Annotated in this window: 21 protein-coding genes; 13 read left to right on the top strand and 8 right to left on the bottom strand. The window is 65.8% G+C overall.

Translation table 11 applies throughout. The annotated features are described in order from the left end of the window. Positions 1 to 97: 97 nt before the first annotated feature. Genes ACZK33_RS09465 through ACZK33_RS09480 form a run of 4 tightly spaced genes read left to right on the top strand, consistent with a single transcriptional unit; the run spans position 98 to position 5,715 of the window. Entirely contained in the window at positions 98 to 2,611 is a 2,514-nt protein-coding gene (locus ACZK33_RS09465; protein WP_423175748.1) for a TonB-dependent receptor, read from the top strand. Next, complete coding sequence (locus tag ACZK33_RS09470) at positions 2,611 to 3,726, top strand: NHL repeat-containing protein (RefSeq protein ID WP_032130273.1); 1,116 nt, start codon at positions 2,611 to 2,613, stop codon at positions 3,724 to 3,726. Before ACZK33_RS09465 ends, ACZK33_RS09470 begins: the two co-directional genes overlap by 1 nt. 14 nt (positions 3,727 to 3,740) lie before the next feature. Next, the gene (locus ACZK33_RS09475; protein ID WP_239669990.1) at positions 3,741 to 5,090 is read left to right on the top strand and encodes a purple acid phosphatase family protein; all 1,350 of its coding nucleotides are present in this window, start codon (positions 3,741 to 3,743) and stop codon (positions 5,088 to 5,090) included. 10 nt (positions 5,091 to 5,100) lie between these two features. Then, positions 5,101 to 5,715, top strand: a complete 615-nt coding sequence (locus tag ACZK33_RS09480) for an inorganic diphosphatase (protein ID WP_134951207.1) — start codon at positions 5,101 to 5,103, stop codon at positions 5,713 to 5,715. A 19-nt stretch (positions 5,716 to 5,734) separates the two neighbouring features. Here the strand turns inward: ACZK33_RS09480 and ACZK33_RS09485 are convergent, their stop codons facing one another. Next, entirely contained in the window at positions 5,735 to 6,139 is a 405-nt protein-coding gene (locus ACZK33_RS09485) for a hypothetical protein (RefSeq protein ID WP_478454410.1), read from the bottom strand. A gap of 290 nt (positions 6,140 to 6,429) precedes the next feature. Between ACZK33_RS09485 and ACZK33_RS09490 the strand changes: the two genes are divergently transcribed. Continuing rightward, the gene (locus ACZK33_RS09490) at positions 6,430 to 7,845 is read left to right on the top strand and encodes a cryptochrome/photolyase family protein (protein ID WP_478454412.1); all 1,416 of its coding nucleotides are present in this window, start codon (positions 6,430 to 6,432) and stop codon (positions 7,843 to 7,845) included. Between the two features lie 139 nt (positions 7,846 to 7,984). Further along, positions 7,985 to 8,680 carry a YiaD family glycine zipper/OmpA-like lipoprotein gene (locus ACZK33_RS09495; RefSeq protein ID WP_008267948.1) on the top strand — a complete coding sequence of 232 codons (696 nt, stop codon included), beginning with the start codon at positions 7,985 to 7,987 and terminating at the stop codon, positions 8,678 to 8,680. A gap of 209 nt (positions 8,681 to 8,889) precedes the next feature. Here ACZK33_RS09495 and ACZK33_RS09500 read toward each other — a convergent pair whose 3' ends face one another. Further along, the gene (locus ACZK33_RS09500) at positions 8,890 to 9,921 is read right to left on the bottom strand and encodes a LysR family transcriptional regulator (protein ID WP_005409107.1); all 1,032 of its coding nucleotides are present in this window, start codon (positions 9,919 to 9,921) and stop codon (positions 8,890 to 8,892) included. A 147-nt stretch (positions 9,922 to 10,068) separates the two neighbouring features. On the opposite strand from ACZK33_RS09500, the gene ACZK33_RS09505 reads away from it, so the two are divergent. The 6 genes from ACZK33_RS09505 (at position 10,069) to ACZK33_RS09530 (ending at position 17,896) form a co-directional block, all read left to right on the top strand. Further along, positions 10,069 to 10,296 carry a hypothetical protein gene (locus ACZK33_RS09505; protein WP_032128321.1) on the top strand — a complete coding sequence of 76 codons (228 nt, stop codon included), beginning with the start codon at positions 10,069 to 10,071 and terminating at the stop codon, positions 10,294 to 10,296. Further along, the gene (locus ACZK33_RS09510) at positions 10,293 to 11,063 is read left to right on the top strand and encodes an SDR family NAD(P)-dependent oxidoreductase (protein ID WP_049423570.1); all 771 of its coding nucleotides are present in this window, start codon (positions 10,293 to 10,295) and stop codon (positions 11,061 to 11,063) included. Before ACZK33_RS09505 ends, ACZK33_RS09510 begins: the two co-directional genes overlap by 4 nt. A 91-nt stretch (positions 11,064 to 11,154) precedes the next feature. Continuing rightward, positions 11,155 to 12,381, top strand: coding sequence for an efflux RND transporter periplasmic adaptor subunit (locus tag ACZK33_RS09515; RefSeq protein WP_032128263.1), 1,227 nt, complete (start codon positions 11,155 to 11,157; stop codon positions 12,379 to 12,381). 127 nt (positions 12,382 to 12,508) lie between these two features. Further along, positions 12,509 to 15,679 carry an efflux RND transporter permease subunit gene (locus tag ACZK33_RS09520; RefSeq protein WP_032128264.1) on the top strand — a complete coding sequence of 1,057 codons (3,171 nt, stop codon included), beginning with the start codon at positions 12,509 to 12,511 and terminating at the stop codon, positions 15,677 to 15,679. Between the two features lie 64 nt (positions 15,680 to 15,743). Next, positions 15,744 to 16,481, top strand: a complete 738-nt coding sequence (locus ACZK33_RS09525) for an SDR family oxidoreductase (RefSeq protein WP_012510730.1) — start codon at positions 15,744 to 15,746, stop codon at positions 16,479 to 16,481. After that, on the top strand, positions 16,475 to 17,896 hold the full coding sequence (locus ACZK33_RS09530) for an efflux transporter outer membrane subunit (protein ID WP_032128266.1): 1,422 nt from the start codon (positions 16,475 to 16,477) through the stop codon (positions 17,894 to 17,896). Before ACZK33_RS09525 ends, ACZK33_RS09530 begins: the two co-directional genes overlap by 7 nt. A gap of 41 nt (positions 17,897 to 17,937) precedes the next feature. On the opposite strand, the gene ACZK33_RS09535 is transcribed toward ACZK33_RS09530, so the two are convergent. Then, positions 17,938 to 18,315 (bottom strand): VOC family protein, encoded by a 378-nt coding sequence (locus tag ACZK33_RS09535; protein WP_154263208.1) that lies wholly within the window; start codon positions 18,313 to 18,315, stop codon positions 17,938 to 17,940. A gap of 140 nt (positions 18,316 to 18,455) precedes the next feature. Here ACZK33_RS09535 and ACZK33_RS09540 point away from each other — a divergent pair, with 140 nt between their 5' ends. Beyond that, positions 18,456 to 18,719 (top strand): hypothetical protein, encoded by a 264-nt coding sequence (locus ACZK33_RS09540; protein WP_049423576.1) that lies wholly within the window; start codon positions 18,456 to 18,458, stop codon positions 18,717 to 18,719. Positions 18,720 to 18,738: 19 nt separating this feature from the next. Here ACZK33_RS09540 and ACZK33_RS09545 read toward each other — a convergent pair whose 3' ends face one another. The 5 genes from ACZK33_RS09545 to ACZK33_RS09565 form a co-directional block, all read right to left on the bottom strand. Next, the gene (locus tag ACZK33_RS09545; RefSeq protein WP_423174830.1) at positions 18,739 to 19,593 is read right to left on the bottom strand and encodes an endonuclease/exonuclease/phosphatase family protein; all 855 of its coding nucleotides are present in this window, start codon (positions 19,591 to 19,593) and stop codon (positions 18,739 to 18,741) included. A 138-nt stretch (positions 19,594 to 19,731) separates the two neighbouring features. After that, positions 19,732 to 19,977, bottom strand: a complete 246-nt coding sequence (locus tag ACZK33_RS09550; RefSeq protein ID WP_121503703.1) for a hypothetical protein — start codon at positions 19,975 to 19,977, stop codon at positions 19,732 to 19,734. Between the two features lie 24 nt (positions 19,978 to 20,001). Next, complete coding sequence (locus tag ACZK33_RS09555; protein WP_317217777.1) at positions 20,002 to 20,241, bottom strand: hypothetical protein; 240 nt, start codon at positions 20,239 to 20,241, stop codon at positions 20,002 to 20,004. 135 nt (positions 20,242 to 20,376) lie between these two features. Further along, positions 20,377 to 20,610 (bottom strand): hypothetical protein, encoded by a 234-nt coding sequence (locus tag ACZK33_RS09560; protein WP_032128272.1) that lies wholly within the window; start codon positions 20,608 to 20,610, stop codon positions 20,377 to 20,379. 87 nt (positions 20,611 to 20,697) lie between these two features. Continuing rightward, entirely contained in the window at positions 20,698 to 21,402 is a 705-nt protein-coding gene (locus ACZK33_RS09565) for a PA1136 family autoinducer-binding transcriptional regulator (protein WP_423174831.1), read from the bottom strand.

Below are 21,402 nucleotides of genomic sequence, written 5' to 3' on the forward strand. Positions count from 1 at the left end.
TTGCGGACATACCGTGCAGACCCATTCTTAACAGGAATGGGGATTCCCAGTGCATATCAAGACTCCGTTGGCCGTTGCCATCACGCTGACCCTGGCGATGGGGGCCGCAGCCCCGCTGCAGGCGGCCGGGCAGCAGGCGGTTGCCGCCACCGGCGCCGTGGCCGCTGATGCGGTCGACCTGGACCGCATCGAAGTGCGCGCCCAGCTCGAATCACAGATCCGCGCGGTTGACCTCAAGCGCAGCAGTGATGCGATCGAAGACGCCGTGTCCTCCGATGCACTGGGCCAGTACCCGGACAAGAACGTGGCCGAGTCGCTGCAGCGCCTGCCGGGCATCAGCGTGACCCGCGACCAGGGCGAGGGGCGCTTCGTGGTCATCCGCGGTCTGGACGCCAACCTCAACAGCGTCAGCGTGGATGGCATCGCCATCGGTACGCCGGAGGATTCCAGCCGCGCCGCACCGCTGGACGTGATCCCGTCCGACTCCACCGAGCGCCTGCGCGTGGTCAAGTCGCCGACCCCGGACATGCCCGGTGATGCCATCGGCGGCGCCGTGCTGGTGGAATCGGCCTCGGCCTTCGACCGCGACGGTCGCAGCCTGCGTGGCAAGATCGAAGGCAGCCACCAGCAGTTGTCCGGCGAGACCAGTCCCAAGGCCGCCTTCAACTACAGCGAGGTGTTCAACGACACCTTCGGTGTGGCGCTGGGCGTGAACTACCAGAAGCGCAGGTTCGAGTCGGACAACACCGAAGTGGAGTATGACGGCAAGGACGATGCCGTCCCCGGCGATGTCACCGCGATCAACCTGCAGCACCGCAAGTACGAGATCGAGCGCAAGCGCATCGGTGCCAACCTCAACCTCGACTGGCGCCCGAATGAAGACAGCAAGTACTACCTGCGCACGCTGTACAGCCAGTTCGACGATGCGGAGACCCGCCAGCGCGTGATCTTCAACTTCGACGACGCGAAGATGGTCAAGACCGGCACCGACCAGTACCGCCTGGATGGAATGCCGAAAGATTCCATCGACAAGCGCATGCGCTACCGCACCAAGAAGGAAAACACCTTCGCGGCCAGTCTCGGTGGCGAGAACAAGCTGACCAACGCCGTGGTCGATTACCGGATCGGCTACACCCGTACCGAAGAGCGCGTGAACGACGAGATGGAGGCTCGTTTCAAGCTTGATGGCAAGGCCTTCAATGGCACCCTCGACCAGCGCAGCCGCCTGCCCAGCTACAGCTTCGACAACCCGCAGTGGCTGGACAACGGCAACTACGCGTTCGACCGCTTCGTGCTCTCGCCCAAGCAGGTCAACGACAAGGAACACAGCGCGCAGGTCAACGTGCGCTTCGACGGCGACAGCAGCAGCATCAAATTCGGCCTGCTGGGTCGCTGGCGCGACCGCGACGTGAATGTGGACGAGCGCGAACTGCGTGTCGGCCCGAAGGTGGCGCTGTCGAGCTGGAGCACCTCCTCGCCGGAGCACCGCCACGGCAACCTCGGTGACGGCATGGATTCGGCCGCGATGCGTGCCTTCTGGGCGGCCAATGGCGGCCAGTACAGCGCCCGTCCCCAGGATGCCGGTGGCAACGCGATGACATCGCTGGAAGAGGACTACGTGGCCAGCGAAGACATCTTCGCCAGCTATGCGATGGGCACCTGGGACGTGGGCGCGCTGCGCATCATCGGCGGTGTGCGCGTGGAAAACACCCAGTTCAAGGCGGTCGGCAATCAGGTGGACGTGGCCGCCAACGGCCGCAGCTTCACCGTCACCCCGAGGGTGGCCAACAGCAGCTACACCAACGTGCTGCCGGGCCTGCACCTGCGCTACGACGCGGCCGATGACTGGGTGCTGCGCGCCTCGGCCAACAAGACCGTATCGCGCCCGTCCTTCGGTGACATCTCGCCGCGCGTGGGCTACAGCCGCGGCGACGAGGAAGTGCGCCTGGGTAATCCGGAACTGGATCCGTACGAGTCGAAGAACATCGACCTGTCGGTGGAGAAGTACATCGGCAGCACCGGTATCGTTTCACTTGGCCTGTTCCACAAGTCGATCGATGGCTACATCGTGCAAACGGTGCGGACCAATGATCCCGCTTATGGCGGCTTTGACGTGACCCAGCCGATCAATGGCCGCAAGGCCACCGTGCGTGGCGCGGAATTCAACTGGCAGCAGCAGCTGGCCTTCCTGCCGGACGGCCTGGATGGCCTGCTGGTCGGTGCCAGTGGCACCTGGCTGGATACCAAGTTCGATGCCGGCATCAAGGACCGTGCAGGCGAGGATTTCACACTGCCGCGCGCCTCCAAGCATGTCTACAGCGCCCACATCGGCTATGAAAAATATGGTGTCAGTACGCGGCTGGCGGCGGTGTACCGCAGCGAGTACCTGGACAGCATCGGCAAGGGCCGGGCGTTCGACATCTACGTTGCACCGAACACCCAGCTCGATTTCTCGCTGGACTACAAGTTCACCCCGCGGGTGAGCATGTATTTCGAAGCACAGAACCTGCTGGACAAGCCGCTTGAGCTGTACCAGGGCACGCGCTCGCGCACCCTGCAGATGGAAGAATACGGTCGTACCTACGCGCTCGGCCTGAAGGTGGCACTGTGATGGGGCGTGGCATCACCGTCCTGGCGGTCGCGCTCGCGGCGACCCTGGCCGCCGGCTGCACGCCGGCGACCGGCAACGATCCGGCCGCGGCCCCCACGGCAGCGAAAGCCGGGGGCGCGCGAACGGTGACCACCATCGCCGAAGCCTTCCTGTCACCGATGACCCCGGCCGACAACATCGACTCGCCGGCGGCCTGGCGCGCGCCGGACGGCGCGCTGTGGCTGATCGCCACCGCCAAGGCCACCGACAAGCTGGTGGTCTACGATGGCAGCACCGGCCAGCACCTGCGTGACGTTGGCAGCAGCGGCTCCGCACCGGGGCAGTTCGACCGCCCAAACGGCATCGCGGTGACCGACGATCTGCTGTGGATCGTGGAGCGCGACAATCACCGCGTGCAGGTGCTGAGCCTGCCGGACTTCGCGCCGCTGGCGACGTTCGCTGCGGACGACCTGCGCAAGCCGTATGGGCTGTGGGTCGACCGCCGTGCCGATGGCTACAGCGTCTACGTTACCGACTCCTGGGACAACGGCGAGGATGCGCAGGGGCGTGACATCCTGCCGCCGCTGGCCGAGCTGGACAAGCGCGTGCGCCAGTACCACGTGACCCGCGACGGTGCGAAGGTCGAGGCGAAGCTGGTGGCCAGCATCGGTGACACCAGCGAAGCCGGTGCGCTGCGCGTGGTCGAGTCGATCTGGGGCGACCCGGAGAATGATCGCCTGCTGATCGCCGAAGAGGATGAAAGCTACGCCAGCGAGTTCAAGGTCTACACCCTTGCTGGACGCTTCACCGGCACCACATTCGGTCGCGACGTGTTCAAGGCGCAGGCCGAAGGTGTGACCCTGCGTACCTGCGGCAAGGACGGCTGGTGGATCACCACCGAACAGGGCAAGCAGCGCAGCGTGTTCCATCTGTTCGACCGGCACACGCTGAAGCCGGTGGGCGCGTTCCAGGGCAATACCGTGGCCAACACCGACGGCATCTGGATGATGCAGCAACCCAGTGCGCGCTTCCCGCACGGTGCACTGTATGCAGTGCATGACGACCAGGGCGTGGTGGCGTTCGACTGGGAGAGCATCGCCAAGCAGTTGGCATTGCCGCTGGAGTGTGGCGCATGAGCCGGCAGTGCGTGATGCGCACGCTGGCGTTGGGCCTGCTGCTGGCACTGCCGTCGCTGTCGTTCGCAGCGGCCGAACCCAACACCCAGGTGCCAGCAGGCAGCCGCCACTACGCAGCGACGCCGGTGCCGGATCGCATCGTCGCCTCGCCGGCGGTCGATCCCAGCCACGGTTTCGCCGTGGCCTGGCGTACTGACGGCAGCGTACAGGCACCGCTGCTCGAGATCGCTCTCGCCGGGGATTCGCCGGCCATCGAGGGCATCCGCCAGGTGCGCGCAACGACCCGCGCGCTGCAGACCGAGAACGGGCTGTCGCATCATCATCGCGCGGACATCAGCGGCCTGCAGCCGGATACCCAGTACGTCTACCGTGTGCAGGGCAACGGCAGTTGGAGCGCCTGGAACCAGCTGCGCACGCTGGCTGCGGCCGACCAGCCGCTGACCCTGCTGTACTTCGGTGATACCCAGAACAAGAACGTCAGCCATGTCAGCCGTGTAGTGCGCGCCGCGCAGAAGGCCGCACCTCAGGCGCGCATGAGCCTGTTCGCCGGTGACCTGGTCAGCGGCGGCGACAACATGGATGACAGCGAATGGGGCGAGTGGTTTGCTGCCACCGGCTGGCTGGCGCAGGAAACGCTGGTGGCCCCGGCGATCGGCAACCACGAGTATTTCGAGGAATTCGAGGACACCCCGCAGGAGCGGCGCGTGCTGGGCAAGCATTGGCCAGTCACCTTCGCGCTGCCGGGCAACGGCGCCACCGCCGCGCAGCAGACCAGCTACTGGTTCGATGCGCAGGGTGTACGCGTGGCGGTGGTCGATGGCACCTCGGCACTCGACCTCGGCACCGCCAAGGCACAGGCGCAGTGGCTGGACAAGGTGCTGGCCGGCAACCGGCAGCCGTGGACCATTGTGCTGCTGCACCAGCCGTTCTACTCACCCCGCGAAGGCCGCGAGAACGCTGCGCTGCGTGACGTGCTGTTGCCGGTGGTACGCCGCCACAACGTCGACCTGGTGCTGCAGGGCCACGATCACACCTATGGCCGTCGTGGCGAGGGGCAGGCTGCGACGCCGCAGTACGTGGTGACCGTGGCCGGGCCGAAGCAGTACCGCCTTTCCGACGAAGCCCGCAGGACGATGGATCCGGTGGCCGAGGACACCCAGTTGTTCCAGGTGTTGAACATCGATCCGCAGCACCTGCGCTATGAAGCACGCACGGTGACCGGCCGTCTCTACGATGCCTTCGAACTGCGCCGTGATGCCAAGGGTGGCAAGCAGCGCACGGAGCTGACCGAAGGTCGCATCACGCCACGCGACTGCCCGCGCGCGCAGACCGCCAAGGGTCGTGCCGACCGCTGCTGGGAGTGAGAAGAGGCATATGACCACGCCCCGACGCATCCTTCCGCTCGCCGCCATCGGTGCCGCCCTGCTGTTGCTGGCCAGTGCGGTGACCGCTGCCGATACCGTACTGCATCCGTTCCTGGTGGCCCAGCCGAAGCAGGCCCCACAGGAGGTGAATCTGGCGGTGGAGATTCCGGCCGGCAGCTTCACCAAGTACGAGATCAAGGAAGACGGCCTGGTCCATGTGGACCGCTTCCAGTCGATGCCGGTGGCCTACCCGGCCAACTACGGCTCGATGCCGCGCACCCTGGCCGGCGACAACGATCCGCTGGACGCGCTGGTGCTGACCCGTGAACCGCTGCATCCGGGCGTGATCGTGCGCTTCCGGCCGATCGGTTACCTGAAGATGATCGATGGCGGCGAGCACGACGAGAAGATCATCGGCGTGCCCACCGACAAGGTCGACCCGACCTACGCCAGCATCCGCGACCTGAAGGATCTGCCGGAGGTCGAGCGTCAGCGCATCGAGGCGTTCTTCCGGGTTTACAAGGACCTGCCGGCCGGTCGCAACCCGGTGCAGCTCAACGGTTGGGGCAACGCCGCCGAGGCGCGGGTACTGATCAGCGAAGCGATGAAGCGCTTCGAGAAGTAGATCCACGCCATGCGTGGATTCAGTCCAGCAACGTCTCGATGAACGACTCGGCCTGCAGGTGGTCGCCCAGTACCCGGGCCACCGCCTGTACGGCTGCCTCCTGGTGTTCAGGACGGATGCCACCATCGTCTTCGTCGTTGTAGAGGTCATCGCCTGCCTCGAGGTACACCGTGCCTGCAGCAGCCAGAGCCGCCATCAAGGTCGGCACATCGGTAGTGACCTCGCCGGCATCCAGCAGGCCCGCACCGTGGTGACTGAACAGCACACGGCCGTCATCCAGGTCGAGGATGAACGGATCGGCGCCGCGATCGGCAATCACCAGCCAGTTCGATGGCCAGTTGTCGATCGGCTCGCCGCTGATGCCATGCCAGCGATAGCCGGCCTGGTGACTCCATACGTCGTCGCAGCGGCGGTATCCAGACATCGAGGCCCGGAATGGTGATTCCGGAGTTGCCCACCTTCGCATTGATCTCATGACCCAGCGGTCCCACCTGCGCGTAGAAGCACGCCAGCACCGGTGGTAACGGGAACGGTCCCTGCCAGTCACCTTCGTGCTGGGCCCGCAGCAGCCCGAAGCGGGCGAATGAGGCGTACAGATCATCCATGGCGGGGTCCAACGAGGAGCGGCCCAGCAGCCTAGCAGACGGCGTCTGCGTGCAGCGCCTTCACCGCCGCTGGCTATCATGTCCGCCTTCAACAACGAAGGCGGTGTCTGTGTCGGTAGCGTTGGTATGGTTCCGCCGTGATCTGCGGCTGCAGGACAATCCGGCCCTGCAGGCCGCGCTGGATGCCGGTCACGACGTGGTGCCGATCTACATCCATGCGCCCCACGAAGAGGGTGAGTGGGTGCCGGGTGCCGCCTCCGATGCGTGGCGCCACCGTTCACTGGCCGCGTTGGACGCCGACCTGCGCGTGCGCGGTTCGTCGCTGGTGCTGCGCAGCGGTGACAGCCTGCCGGCCCTGCAGTTGCTGATCGAGCAGACCAGCGCCGGGGCGGTGTACTGGAACCGCAAGTACGAACCGGCCACCCAGCCACGCGACGCCACCATAAAGCGCACGCTGCGCGAGCAGGGCATCGACGCACAGAGCTGCAATGGCAGCCTGCTGTTCGAGCCGTGGGACATCGCCACCCAGCAGGGCCAGCCCTACAAGGTATTCACGCCGTACTGGCGCAATGTACTCAGTCATTGGCGCCTGCCCGCGCTGCAGGCCGCACCGGAAGCATTGGCGACGCACGCGGTCGACAGCCTGGCATTGGATGATCTCCAGTTGGCACCGACGCTGGACTGGGATACCGGCTTCTGGGAGCACTGGCAGCCGGGTGAAGCCGGTGCGCTGGAAGCGCTGTCCGTGTTCGAGGACGGTGCGCTGCGCGGCTACCGCGAGCAGCGTGACCTGCCAGATCGCGTGGGCACCTCGCGGATGTCGCCGCACCTGCATTTCGGCGAGATCGCACCGTGGCGCATTGCCCATGCGCTGGAAGGGCTGCGTAGTGCCGGCACCGACGCCGACGTCGACGGCTATCTGCGCCAGCTGGGCTGGCGTGACTTCGCCTACCACCTGTTGCATCACTTCCCGAAGACGCCGACCGACAACCTCAACCCGCGCTTTGACCGTTTCCCGTGGGCCACACCGGGTGCCGCGCAGCTGCACGACTGGCAGCGAGGCAACACCGGCGTGCCGATCGTCGATGCAGGCCTGCGCGAGCTGTGGCACACCGGTTACATGCACAACCGGGTGCGGATGATCGTGGCCAGCTATCTGTGCAAGCACCTGCGCGCGCACTGGCTGCATGGCGCGCGCTGGTTCTGGGACACCCTGATCGATGCCGACCTGGCCAACAACACGATGGGCTGGCAGTGGGTGGCCGGGACCGGTGCCGATGCCGCGCCTTACTTCCGCGTGTTCAACCCGGTCACCCAGGCCGAGAAGTTCGACCCCCAGGCCCGCTACATCAGCCGCTGGGTGCCCGAACTGGCCGCGCTGCCGGTGAAGGCGCGCTTCGCGCCGTGGCAGCATCCGCTGCTGCTGGCCGCGCATGCCCCGGGCTATCCGCGTACGCCGCTGGTGGACCTGGCCGCGGGCCGCGACGCCGCATTGGCGGCTTACCGCCAGTCGGGGGCGGGGTAAAGGGCGACCTGATCGATCTGGTCAGTTAGCTGAACGAGGCCCTGTCGGTGTGCCCGATCATCATTCCGGCATCGCATCGGGCTGTTTATTCTCTTTGCGCCCGCAGGCCGCCGGCCGACCGGAAACCAAGGAGAACCTCATGATCCGCAACACCACCCGCAACGTCGCACTGGCCCTGATGAGTGCGGCCGTCCTGTCGGCCTGCGCCACCGGCGGCTCCTACGTACAGAGTGACCAGTACGGCAACCCGACCGAGCAGCAGAACCGCACCGGCCGCAACGCGCTGATCGGCACCGCCATCGGCGTAGCCGCCGGCCTGCTGACCGGTGACAGCGCCACGGAGCGTCGCCAGCATGCGCTGATCGGCGCCGGTATCGGCGCGCTCAGCGGCGCTGCGGTAGGCCAGTACCAGGATCGCCAGGAACGCGCACTGCGCGAGCGCACTGCCAACACCGGCATTGATGTGCAGCGCCAGGGCGACAACATCATGCTGAACCTGCCGGACGGCATCACCTTCGACTTCGGCAAGGCGACCCTGAAGCCGCAGTTCTACGGCTCGCTCAATGGCGTGGCAGGCACCCTGCGTGACTACAACCAGACCATGATCGAAGTGGTCGGCCACACCGACAGCATCGGCAGTGACGCGGTCAACAACCGCCTGTCGAAAGAACGTGCCGACTCGGTCGCGCAGTACCTGATCGGCCAGGGCGTGCAGAGCGTGCGCATCGAAACCCTGGGCGCCGGCAAGTCGTACCCGATTGCCGACAACAGCACCGATGCCGGCCGCGCCAAGAACCGCCGCGTCGAGATCCGCGTGATTCCGCTCAAGCAATAACGCTACGCGTTATTGCTTGAGCCGGTCCGGCTATCGGCCGGAACGAAAATGCCGCCCTTGCAGGCGGCATTTTTGTGCGTGCCGAGCGTTGCTCGGCACGCCGATAGCGCCCGTAGAGTCGAGCTTGCTCGACTGAAGCGCAAGAGCAGTCGAGCAAGCTCGACTCTACGGAATGCCGGTAGATCCACGCCATGCGTGGATGCTTCCGGTCATGCGGCCGAAGCGGCCACCTTCTCCAGGATCCGCTTGCCGCTGCTTTCCAGCGCCGCATCTTCCTTTTCCTTCTGCTGCTGCGCCAGCTTCGCGCCCGGGCACTGCGCCAGCATGTAATTGGCGTCGAAGTTGAGCTTCTCGACCAGGAAGTCGACGAATGCACGCACCTTCGGCGAGACCAGGCGGCCACCGGCGAACACGGCGTTGAAGTCCACTTCCGGCCCGGTCCAGCCGGCCAGCACACGGCGCACCATGCCCGACTCGACGAACGGCTTGGCCATCACATCGCCGGTCAGCAGCAGGCCTTCGCCGCACACCAATGCACCATTCAACGCAGACATGTCGTTGGCGGTCATCAGCGGGGTGACCGGGAAGTCACGCAGCTCGCCGCCGTTCTCGCCCAGCTGCCAGGTGAAGCGCGGCGAGTTGCCGGTGTGGTACGGCTTGCGCATCGCCAGGATGCGATGGAACTGCAGCTCTTCCGGGTGCAGCGGCTCACCATAGCGTTCGATGTAGGCCGGGCTGGCGAACACCTGCGTGCGCAGGCTGCCCAGCTTGCGTGCCACCAGGTTGGAATCGGGCAGGGCACCCACGCGCAGGGCCAGGTCCGCCTCACCTGCAATCAGGTCCAGCTTCTCATTGCCCATATGCATGTCCAGCCGGATCTCCGGGTACTGCGCATGGAACTGGCCCAGCAGCGGTGCAATCCAGGTGATGCCGATCGAGTAAGGCACGGTGAAGCGCAGCCAGCCGCGCGGACCGGACTGCAGCTGGCTCACCGCGCTCTCGGCTTCTTCCAGCTCGCGCGCGATGCGCTGGCAATGTTCGTGGTAGATCGAACCCGCTTCGGTCAGGCCGAGGCGGCGGGTGGTCCGGTGCAGCAGGCGCGCACCGAGGCGCGTTTCCAGCTCCTGCACTTTGCGGCTGACCGTGGTCTTGGGCAGGCCGAGCGATTTGGCAGCGGCAATGAAACTGCCTTGCTCGACCACTTTGACGAAGATCAGCGTCTCGTTGAGATCGTGGGACATGGTCTGGGATCCTGGACGTCGGGGATGGGACAATCGTGACAGAACGATTGGACCGGGAGCGGGATGATTATTCCCCTTAATCAGGACTAATCAAGTAAAGGTTTGAGGTCTATCGTGGCGCCATTCGTTATTTGGAGCCCGTCCGCCATGAGCCTGCGCAACATTCTTGCCCGTCTCCGGAACGCCGGCCAGAGCACCCTGGACCTGGCAATGACCGTTGAAGTCCGCCCGAGTTCCTTGGTACACAAGGACTTCCGTGAGTTTACCGCGCCGATGCGTCAGCAGCGTGGCGGTGCCATCCGCCTGGCCCCGCACAAGGGCGACCGGCTGCGTCGAATCGGGACTATCCCGGATTTGGGAGGAAATGTCCCGTGAATGGGATGCTGACGCCCGAAGTCCTGGTCCTCGGCGGCACCGGTGCCGTCGGCCAAGGCGTGGTTGGCGCACTGCTGGAAGCCGGCAGCCCGGTGCTGGTGGTCGGTCGCGACCCGGGCCGGCTGGCGGCGCTGCATGAGCAGTTCGCCGATGAGCCGGGCCTGGAGACGCTGCTGGGTTCGCTCAGCGATGACGGCTCGGCGCGCGTACTGGCCGAACGCATCGCGCATCGCCCGCGTCCGCTGGCGGCAGTGATCGCCGCAATGGGCGGCCCTTACCGTCGCGGCCGGGTGACTGACCGCAACGGCGATGAACTGCTGGGCGCGATGCAGGCCGATCTGATGCCGCACGTGCACGCAGTGCGTCATCTGCTGCCGCTGCTGCAGGACAACGTGCATGCGCGCCGCTACGTGATGATCGGCAGCCCGGCCAATGCCAAGCCATGGGCGGGCTACGGCGAAACCTCGATCACCACTGCGGCGCTGCGTATGTACGCGCAGGTGGTGCACCAGGAAGCCCAGGCATTGGGCGTGCGCGCGCAGATGCTGGAAGTCTGCAGCCCGGTGTGTACGCCGGCCAACGCGGCCAATGCCTGCATCGAGTGGCCCAGCTCACTGCTGGTCGGCCGTCGCGTGGTCTCCCTGCTCGACGGCTGCCGCGACAACCGCGCCATCGTCCGCTGCGACAGCAGTGATGCCGAACTGCCGCGCGGCCTGCTGCACCTGGACGTTCCTCCCCTGTGGCGCGATACCGCAGGCGTCGCTTGACCTCGACCATGGTTGAGGTCGCAGGATACGCCGCCTGTTTTTGCAACACGTTCTCATCTAGCTGTACCACCCCTCCGTACGGATGCATGCCATGACTTCCCCCAATTCCACCCCACATCGTTTCGGCCATCGCATCGCGATGGTCGGCGTGTCGATCCTCGCCGCAGCCGTGCTGGCGGCCTGCAGCGGCGGCCACGCCGAAGAAGCCGGTGCACCGCCGCCGCCGCAGGTCAGTGCTGCACCGGTGCTGGTCAAGCAGGTCAGCCAGTGGGACGAGTTCAGCGGCCGCGTCGAAGCGGTACAGAGCGTTGAACTGCGCCCGCGCGTGTCCGGCTACATCGACAAGGTCAACTACGTCGAAGGCCAGGAAGTGAAGAAGGGCGAAGTGCTCTTCACCATCGACGCGCGCAGTTACCAGGCCGAGTACGATCGCGCCGCTGCCGAACTGGCCCGCGCCCGCACCCAGGCCACGCTGGCCCGCAGTGAATCCGAGCGTGCCAAGCGCTTGTCCGAGCAGCAGGCCATTTCCACCGAGACGGCCGAGCAGCGTCGCGCTGCGGCTGACCAGTCCGGTGCCGCCGTACAGGCGGCGCAGGCGGCGCTGGATGCGGCCCGCCTCAACCTGGAGTTCACCAAGGTGCGTGCGCCGATCGACGGCCGTGCCGGCCGCGCGATGGTCACCGCCGGCAACCTGGTCACCGCCGGCGACAGCGCCAGCGTGCTGACCACGCTGGTCTCGCTGGACACCGTGTTCGTCTACTTCGATGCCGATGAAAGCACTTTCCTTCGCTATGCACAGATGGCACGCAAGGGTGAACGCCCGAGCGAGCGTGACAGCGATCTGCCGGTGAAGGTCGGCCTGTCCGGCGAAGAGGGTTACCCGCATTCGGGCAAGGTCGACTTCCTCGACAACCAGGTGGCACGCAGCACCGGCACCATCCGCGTCCGCGCGCTGCTGGACAACGCCGATCGCCAGTTCACGCCGGGCCTGTTCGCCCGCGTGCAGTTGCTCGGCAGCGGCCAGTTCCAGGCCCTGCTGATCGACGAGAAGGCTGTTCTGACCGACCAGGATCGCAAGTACGTGTACGTGGTCGACAAGGATGGCAAGGCCCAGCGCCGTGACATCCAGCTCGGCCGCACCGCCGACGGCCTGCGTATTGTCGAGCACGGCCTGGCCGCCGGCGACAAGGTGATCATCGACGGCGTGCAGAAGGTCTTCATGCCGGGCATGCCGGTGCAGGCCAAGGCCGTGGCGATGCAGCCGCAGGCTGCGCCGCCGGCACCGGGCCGCGATGCCACCGCCGCGCTGAACCACTGATCCGCCGTCTCCTGATCCGCGTCCCCGCTTAGCTGCCGGCGCCAGCAGCAGCCTTCCCTGCCTTCGTCATCTCGGCGAGGGGCGGGGAGGCTGTTGCCCGCCGAACGCCTTTCCCAGGAATTCCTCCATGGACTTTTCCCGTTTCTTCATCGACAGGCCGATCTTCGCGGCGGTGCTGTCGATCGTGATCTTCGCCGCAGGCCTGATCACGATTCCAATCCTGCCGATCAGCGAGTACCCGGAAGTGGTGCCGCCGTCGGTGGTCGTGCGCACGGTGTATCCGGGCGCCAACCCCAAGGTCATTGCCGAGACCGTCGCCACGCCGCTTGAAGAGGCGATCAACGGCGTCGAAGGCATGATGTACCTGAAGTCGGTCGCCGGCTCGGACGGTGTGCTGCAGATGACCGTCACCTTCCGCCCGGGCACCGACCCGGATGCGGCGGCGGTGAAGGTGCAGAACCGCGTGGCGCAGGCGCAGGCGCGCCTGCCCGAGGACGTGCGCCGGCAGGGCGTGACCACGCAGAAGCAGTCACCGACCTTCCTGATGGTGGTGCACCTGACCTCGCCGAACGGCAAGTACGACACCCTGTACCTGCGCAACTACGCCCGTCTGCACGTCAAGGATGCGCTGGCGCGTATTCCGGGCGTGGGTGACGCGCAGATCTTCGGTGGTGGTGACTACGCCATGCGCGCCTGGCTGGACCCGGACAAGGTCGCCTCGCGCGGCCTGACCGCCAGTGACGTAGTGCGCGCCATGCGTGAGCAGAACGTGCAGGTCTCGGCCGGCCAGCTCGGCGCCGAACCGCTGCCGAACAGCCAGTTCCTGACCCTGATCAATGCCCAGGGCCGCCTGAAGACTGAAAAGGAATTCGGCGACATCGTGCTCAAGAGCGGTGTTGATGGCGAGATCGTGCGCCTGGCCGATGTGGCCCGCCTGGAACTGGGTGCCGGTGACTACACCCTGCGTTCGCAGCTGGACGGCAAGAACGCGGTGGGTATCGGTATCTTCCAGTCGCCGGGTGCCAATGCACTGGAGATCCGTGACCAGGTCATCTCGACGATGGACGAGATGCAGAAGACCATGCCGGCCGACGTGAAGTACGAAGCCGTGTATGACACCACCATCTTCGTGCGCGACTCGATCAAGGCCGTGGTCTCCACGCTGCTGGAAGCGATCGCGCTGGTGGTGCTGGTGGTGATCCTGTTCCTGCAGACCTGGCGTGCGTCGATCATTCCGCTGATCGCGGTGCCGGTGTCGGTGGTCGGTACTTTCGCCGCGCTGTACCTGCTGGGCTTCTCGATCAACACGCTGAGCCTGTTCGGCCTGGTGTTGGCGATCGGCATCGTGGTCGATGACGCGATCGTGGTGGTGGAGAACGTCGAGCGCAACATCGAGGAAGGCCTGTCGCCCACCGCCGCGGCCCACCAGGCCATGCGTGAGGTGTCCGGCCCGATCATCGCGATCGCGCTGGTGCTGTGTGCCGTGTTCGTGCCGATGGCCTTCCTGTCGGGTGTCACCGGCCAGTTCTACAAGCAGTTCGCGGTCACCATCGCCATCTCCACGGTGATCTCGGCGATCAACTCGCTGACCCTGTCGCCGGCCCTGGCTGCGCGCCTGCTCAAGGCCCATGGTGCGCCGAAGGACGGCCCGAGCCGCTTGATCGACCGCCTGTTCGGCTGGGTGTTCCGTCCGTTCAACCGCTTCTTCAAGTCCAGTTCGGAGAAGTACGAGCGTGGCGTGGCCCGCATCCTCGGCCGTCGTGGTGCGGTGTTCGTGGTCTACGCGATCCTGCTGGTCGGTACCGGTGTGATCTTCAAGCTGGTGCCGCCGGGCTTCATCCCGACCCAGGACAAGCTGTACCTGATTGCCGGTGTGAAGCTGCCGGAAGGTTCGTCGATCGCGCGTACCGATGAAATGCTGCGCAAGGTCGCCAAGATCGCCCAGGAAACCGATGGCGTGGCCCACACCATCTCGTTCCCGGGTTTGAACGCGCTGCAGTTCACCAACACGCCGAACACCGGTGTGGCGTTCATTCCGCTCAAGCCGTTCGCCGAGCGCCATGGCCGTACCGCCGCGCAGATCAACGCCGAGATCAACCAGAAGATCGCCGGTCTGCAGGAAGGCTTCGCCTTCTCGATGATGCCGCCGCCGATCCTCGGCCTGGGCAACGGCAACGGCTACCAGATGTTCATCGAGGACCGTGGCAACCTGGGTTACGGCGCGCTGCAGAATGCTGTACAGGCAATGCAGGGCACCGTTGCGCAGACGCCGGGCATGGCCTTCCCGATTTCCAGCTACCAGGCCAATGTGCCGCAGCTGGATGCCGAGGTCGACCGCGTCAAGGCCAAGGCACAGGGCGTGCAGCTCACCGAACTGTTCGACACGCTGCAGACCTACCTCGGCTCGGCCTACGTCAACGACTTCAACCAGTTCGGCCGTACCTGGCAGGTCATCGCGCAGGCGGACGGTCCGTACCGCGAAACGGTCGAGGACATCGGCAAGCTGCGTACCCGCAATGACCGCGGCGAGATGGTGCCGATCGGTTCGATGGTCACCATCAAGCAGACCTTCGGCCCGGACCCGGTGCTGCGCTTCAATGGCTATCCGGCGGCGGATCTTGCCGGTGAAGCCGACCCGCGCCTGCTGTCTTCGGCCGAGGCGATGAACAAGCTGACCGAGATCGCCGGCAAGGTGCTGCCGGTGGGCATGACCACCGAATGGACCGACCTGAGCTACCAGCAGGCAACCCAGGGCAAGGCCGCCTTCATCGTGTTCCCGGTGGCGATCATGCTGGCCTTCCTGGTGCTGGCCGCACTGTACGAGAGCTGGTCGCTGCCGCTGGCGGTGATCCTGATCGTGCCGATGACCCTGCTGTCCGCGCTGTTTGGCGTATGGCTGACCGGTGGTGACAACAACGTGTTCGTGCAGGTCGGCCTGGTGGTGCTGATGGGCCTGGCGTGCAAGAACGCGATCCTGATCGTCGAATTTGCCAGAGAGCTGGAGATGGGCGGCAAGGGTATCGTTGAAGCTGCGCTGGAAGCCTGCCGCCTGCGCCTGCGCCCGATCGTGATGACCTCCATCGCGTTCATCGCCGGCACCGTACCGCTGGTGCTGTCGCACGGTGCAGGTGCCGAGGTGCGCTCGGTGACCGGTATCACCGTGTTCGCCGGCATGCTGGGCGTGACCCTGTTCGGCCTGTTCCTCACCCCGGTGTTCTACGTGGCCCTGCGCAAGTTCGTCACCCGCAACGGTGGTGGCCAGCTGGTGCAGCACGGCGAGCCGACCATCCACCACTGACATGGAACCCCGTCGCCGCCGGTCGCTGGCCGGCGGCGGCTTCCCCCTCACGAGGCAAGAATCCATGAACTCTCATCAGAACAAGATCGCGCTGGTCACCGGCGCCACCCGCGGCATCGGCGCCGAGACCGTGCGCCAGCTGGCCCAGGCCGGCGTGCATACGCTGCTGGCCGGCCGCAAGCGCGAGACCGCCGTAGAGCAGGCGCTGAAGCTGCAGGCCGAGGGCCTGCCGGTGGAAGCCATCCAGCTGGACGTGACCGATGCCGCCAGCATCGCCGAAGCGGTCGAGCAGGTACGCCAGCGCCATGGGCGCCTGGACATCCTGGTCAACAACGCCGGCATCATGATCGAGAACCCGGCGCAAGCGCCGTCCGAACAGTCGCTTGATACCTGGAAGCGCACTTTCGACACCAACGTGTACGCACTGGTTGCGGTGACCCAGGCCTTCCTGCCACTGGTCAGGCAGGCCAAGTCCGGGCGCATCGTCAACGTTTCGAGCATGCTCGGCTCGCAGACCCTGCACGCTGATCCGACCTCGGGCATCTACGATTTCAAGATCCCCGCGTACAACGCCTCCAAGGCAGCGGTGAACAGCTGGACGCTGGCACTGGCGCATGAACTGCGCAGCACCCAGATCAAGGTCAATACCGTGCATCCGGGTTACGTGAAAACCGATATGAACGGCGGCCACGGCGAGATTGAGATCAGCGAAGGCGCGCGTTCCAGCGTGCAGATGGCACTGATCGGCCATGAAGGCCCGAACGGCAGCTTCACTTACCTGGGCGAGGTGCTGCCATGGTGATCCGCACGTTGGCGATGGCCGTCTCCAGCCTGGTGCTGGCTGGCTGTGTCAGCGTCGGCCCGAACTACAAGGCGCCGGTGCAGGAACCGGTGGTGCTGCAGGGTGCGCAGCAACCGGTGTTCAGCACCACCTCGCCGGTGGCCAGCTGGTGGGCGCAGTTCGATGATCCGGTGCTGGAAGAGCTGGTGCACGGCGCACTGTCGGACAACCTGGACCTGCGCGTGGCCGTGGCCCGCGTCAGCCAGGCCCGTGCGGTGTTCGTCGAAAGCCGCTTCGACCAGGCACCGCATGTCACCGCAGGCGGCAGCTACGATCGCCGCAAGCAACCCGATCCGCAGCTGGGTGGGCAGCGGGTGTTCAGTGAAAGCTACCAGCTCGGCTTCGATGCGGGCTGGGAGCTGGATCTGTTCGGCCGCAAGCGCCGTGCTGCAGAAGCCGCGCGTGCCGACCTCGATGCCGAGCAGGCCAACCTGGCCGACGCACAGGTACTGATCGCCGCCGAAGTGGCACGCAACTACTTCGAGCTGCGCGGCACGCAGAAGCGCATCGCCGTGGCCCAGCACACCCTGGTCAATCTGCGCGAGACGCAGAAGCTGACCGAGGCACGCTGGGAGCTGGGCGCCGGCAGCGAGCTGGACGTGCAGAGCAGTCGTGCCCGGTTGAAGGCGATCGAGGCCGACATTCCGCTGCTGGAAGTGGCCGAAACGCAATCGCGCAACCGTCTGGCGGTTCTGCTGGGCCAGCGTCCGGAAACGCTGACCGCCATGCTTGCGCCGCACGAAGTGCCGGCATTCGCCAAGGCGCTGCCGCTGGGCGATACCCGCGAGCTGCTGCGCCAACGCGCCGACGTGCGCGTGGCCGAGCGTCGTCTTGCCGCCGCTACCGCGCGGGTGGGCGTGGCCACGGCGGATCTGTTCCCGCGGCTGTCGCTGTCCGGATTCGTCGGCTTCCTCGGTGGCGATGCCAGTGGCCTGGTCAATGGCAACAACAAGGCCTGGTCGCTGACGCCGTCGCTGAGCTGGGCGGCCTTCGATTTCGGCACCGTACGTGCACGCCTGCGTGCCAGCAAGGCCGAGGCCGAAGGCGTGGCAGCACAGTATGAGCAGACGGTGCTGCTGGCACTGGAAGACACCGAGAACGCGCTGACCCGCTATTCCAAGCAGCAGGCGCGGCTGGCGATCGTGGTCGAGCAGGCGCAGGCGGCACGCCGTGCCGAGTCGCTGGCGCAGATCCGCTATCGCGAGGGCTCGGAGGACTTCCTGACCCTGCTGGATGCGCAGCGTACGCAGCTGGCAGCCGATGATGCGTTGGCCGCGGCCGAGTCCGAGGTCAACGTCAGTGTGGTGGGGGTGTACAAGGCGCTGGGTGGTTGGGGTCAATCACCGCAGCCGGCGAGTGTGGCGCAGGTGCAGTAACCGCAGGGGACGGAAGCAGTGGCTTCCGTCCCTTTCTTCTTTCAGGGCCAGCGATTGGCCGGTACCTCGCGCTCGCGCATGCGCACGATGCAGAAGCGATGGCCGGTCGGTGCTTCCATCACCCACCAGCGTTTGACGAAGCCTATCCGCCGCGCGCCGAGCTTCTCCAGGCGGTCGGCCTCGGCGTCGATGTCGTCACTCTCGATGTCCAGGTGCACCCGTGAAGGGTGATTGACGCGTTGCACCTCCACGTTCAGGCCTGCGGGCGCGCCCTGCAGGTCGGCGTACTCGGCGCCGTCTTCGGCATAGGCGGGCTGCGCCTGCAGGCCGAGCGCGGCGGACCAGAAGCGGGCGCCTTCGTCGGCGGGAATGCCCTCGCAATCGATGATGAAACCGGCCAGGCGACTCTGGTGTGCCATGCCTTTCTCCACAGTTCGGGAACGGGGGCAGGGTAGCGCGGCGTGTGCTGTGGACGTTGTCACAGTCGTGACGTTTCTGACTCTGCCGGAAGCCGTGTCCGCCGTGTAACTAGTGGGGCAGATTCCAGGGAGCACATACGATGAGTGATGACAGGCGGGATACCCAGCGCATGCTGTTTGGCGACCCGGGGCCACCCGGCGCGGGCCTTTCGGTGGCGGTCGTTGTGCTGCTGGTGCTGGCGACGATGGCCGCTGCGATCGGTTTCCTGCGACTGCCTGATCCGATGCTGGGGCTGGGCCTGATCGGCGTTGCCGTGTTCCTTGCTGTCGGCGCCCGCATCTGCCAAGCGCGCAACCAGCACCTGGCGTTGTACCGGCTGTTGTCGCGGCAGCCGCCGCGGTAGCCACGGCGGCCGCGGAGATTCAGTGCTTCGGCCAGTCCAGCTCGACCACCAGCGGGAAGTGATCCGACGGCAGCACGCCGTCGATGCGGCGGTCATCGGTGAGGAAACTGCGGGCATGGAAGCCGCGCACCAGCACCCAGTCCAGCTGTACGGTGGCCTTGCCGGTGAAGTCGTGGAAGGTCAGGCGTGGTCCCTGCGGTGCCTTCACCTGCGTGCGTGTGTCCTGCAGCAGGCGGGTGAATGCCTTGTAGGTGTCACCGCCGGGCTCGCTGTTGAAGTCACCGGTCAGGACCACCGGCAGGTCGGCAGGCAGGGCTTGCAGGCGCTTGCCGATCAGCTCGGCACCCTTCACCCGGCGCGGTTCGTCCTCGTCGCGATAGGGCAGGTGGGTATTCATGAAGTAGAAACGGCGGCCATCGTCCAGGCGCCGGAACAGGGCCCAGGTGACCATGCGCGGGTACAGGTTGCCCCAGCTGATGCTGCCGGGTACTTCGGGCGTATCGGATAACCAGAAGTTGCCGGATTCCTCGATGGCCAGCACCTTGCTGTCGTAGAACACGCCCATGTGTTCATCGCCGCTGCCACCGCGGCGGCCTTCACCGAACCAGCGGTAGCCGGGCAGATGCCCGGACAGGAAGTCGGCCTGTTCCTTCACCAGCTCCTGCGTGCCGATCACGGCCGGGTGTGCATCGAGGATGACCTTGACCATGGCATCGCGACGGTCCGGCCAGCGCTTGCCCGGTTCGGTATCGGCCGGGGTACGGACATTGAACGACATCACTTTCAGTGGCGCCGGCGCAGCAGCCCAGGCGACGGCAGGCAGAGCTAGCGCCAGCAGCGCATACAGCGCAGGGCGACGGAAACGCGACAACATCGTGGAATCCCTCCATTCCATGAAAGCGGTTTCATGAAGCATGCCATGGACGGTGGGGTCGGCGATATGCCGGGATGGGCGGATGGAAGATGCCGGGCGGGCGGTGAAGGTCCCGCCCGGCGGATCGCGCGGGCGCGATCAGGGGTCGTAGATCATCCCGTTCTCGTCACGGTTGTAATGACTGGTGACTTCGCGGGTGCCGTCGTCGTAGACCACGTACGACGTGCAGCGCTGGTGGAACACGTTGCCAGCGATGCGGAAGGGCACACACTCTTCCTGGACCTCGATGACCTCGGCAGCCGTTGTGGTGGCGACGGGGGCCAGCATCAGCACGGCCAGCACGGTGGCAAGCGAACACACCGATACGCCTTTATGCAGTCTCATTCCCACACTCCTTGTCGATGAGGATTACATCAGATACGGGTTGCCGTATTCGTCGATCCAGTACTCGGTGAGGAAAATCTCGCCGTCCGCATCGGGCATGGTCACGATGCAATGCTGGTGGATGCGGTAGCGCTCCACTTCAAATGGTTCGCAGCGCGTCACGCTGCCGGGTGGGCTGGTAACCCCGGCATTGGCGTTGCCGCTCGACATCATTCCAGCGAAGGCCACGGCCAGTGCGGCCATCGAGGCCAGGTGCAGTTTCATGGGCATCATCCTTGTGTCTGCAATCGCGCATCTGCGCGGTGTCGTGCAACTACCCCCGGGTAGAGCATGCACCCGAGCGGCAGCTGCTGCATGCGCGCCGGCCCGGCGGGCGGCCCGGCGCAGTCCCCTGCCAGCTCAGTCGCGCAGGTAAGGGTTGCCGTACTCGTCGATCCAGTACTCGGCTTCGTACACGTTGCCGAACTCATCGGTGTAGGTTTCCGTGCAGTGCTGGTGGACCCGGTTGTGGTCCACTTTCACCGGCACGCACGAAACATTTTCTTTCGGTCCCCCGGCATTGGCGTCCGCCACCGGAGCCAGGGTTGCCGTTGCCATCACCAACGCGGCCATCGCGGCCAGTTGCAGTTTCATAAGCATCGTCCTTGCTTTCTGCAATCGCGCACATGCGCATGGCGTGTGTAACACGCGAACCAGAGCGCCGGAAGTGTCTTGCCCGGATCAGTCCTCGATCTCGCCGCGCCGACTGGCAGCACGCACCGCCTGCGCGGTGGTTGCCACGCCCAGGCGCTGGCGCGCGCGTCGCAGATGATTCTCCACCGTACGGGCGGAAAGTCCCAGCGTGGCCGCGATTTCCGCTTGGCGACGGCCGGCGGCGACCCAGCGCAGCACCTCGCGTTCGCGCGTGCTCAACGCACTTCCGGAAAGCTCGGTGGGCGTCTCGGAAAGCCGGCGTGCGGCACGGAATGCTGCAGCTGCAGCAGCATCCAGCAGCAGTCGCGCGCTGGCCGATGCATCGATCGCTGTCCCGGCAAAACTGATCGCGCCTTCCAGCCCTGTGGTGCCGAACACCGGCACCTGCAGACCGTGCAGGCCTTCACCACGTGGCTGCTTTACCACCTGATAGCGTTCGCCGCGAACGCCCTGGCGCTTGCTCCAGAAGAACGGCGCGTCACTGTCCAGCACGTGGTGATTGACCGGACAGGCGTGCAGGTAGCGCGCGAGGTCGGTAGTGCTGCCGTCGCCGAACCAGTCGCCCTCGATCCAGTACACGCGCTGGGTACCGCGTTCCAACCCCGTGCCTGTGGCGAACACCAGCACGCGGTCGTAGCCCAGCGGTGCAGAGATGCCGCGTAGTACCGCGCCCACCGCACTCAGTGAGCGGGCGCGTTCCAGTTCCAGCAACGCCTGCACCAGATCGCTCAC

Source organism: Stenotrophomonas sp. 86156_Sma, assembly GCF_056481625.1.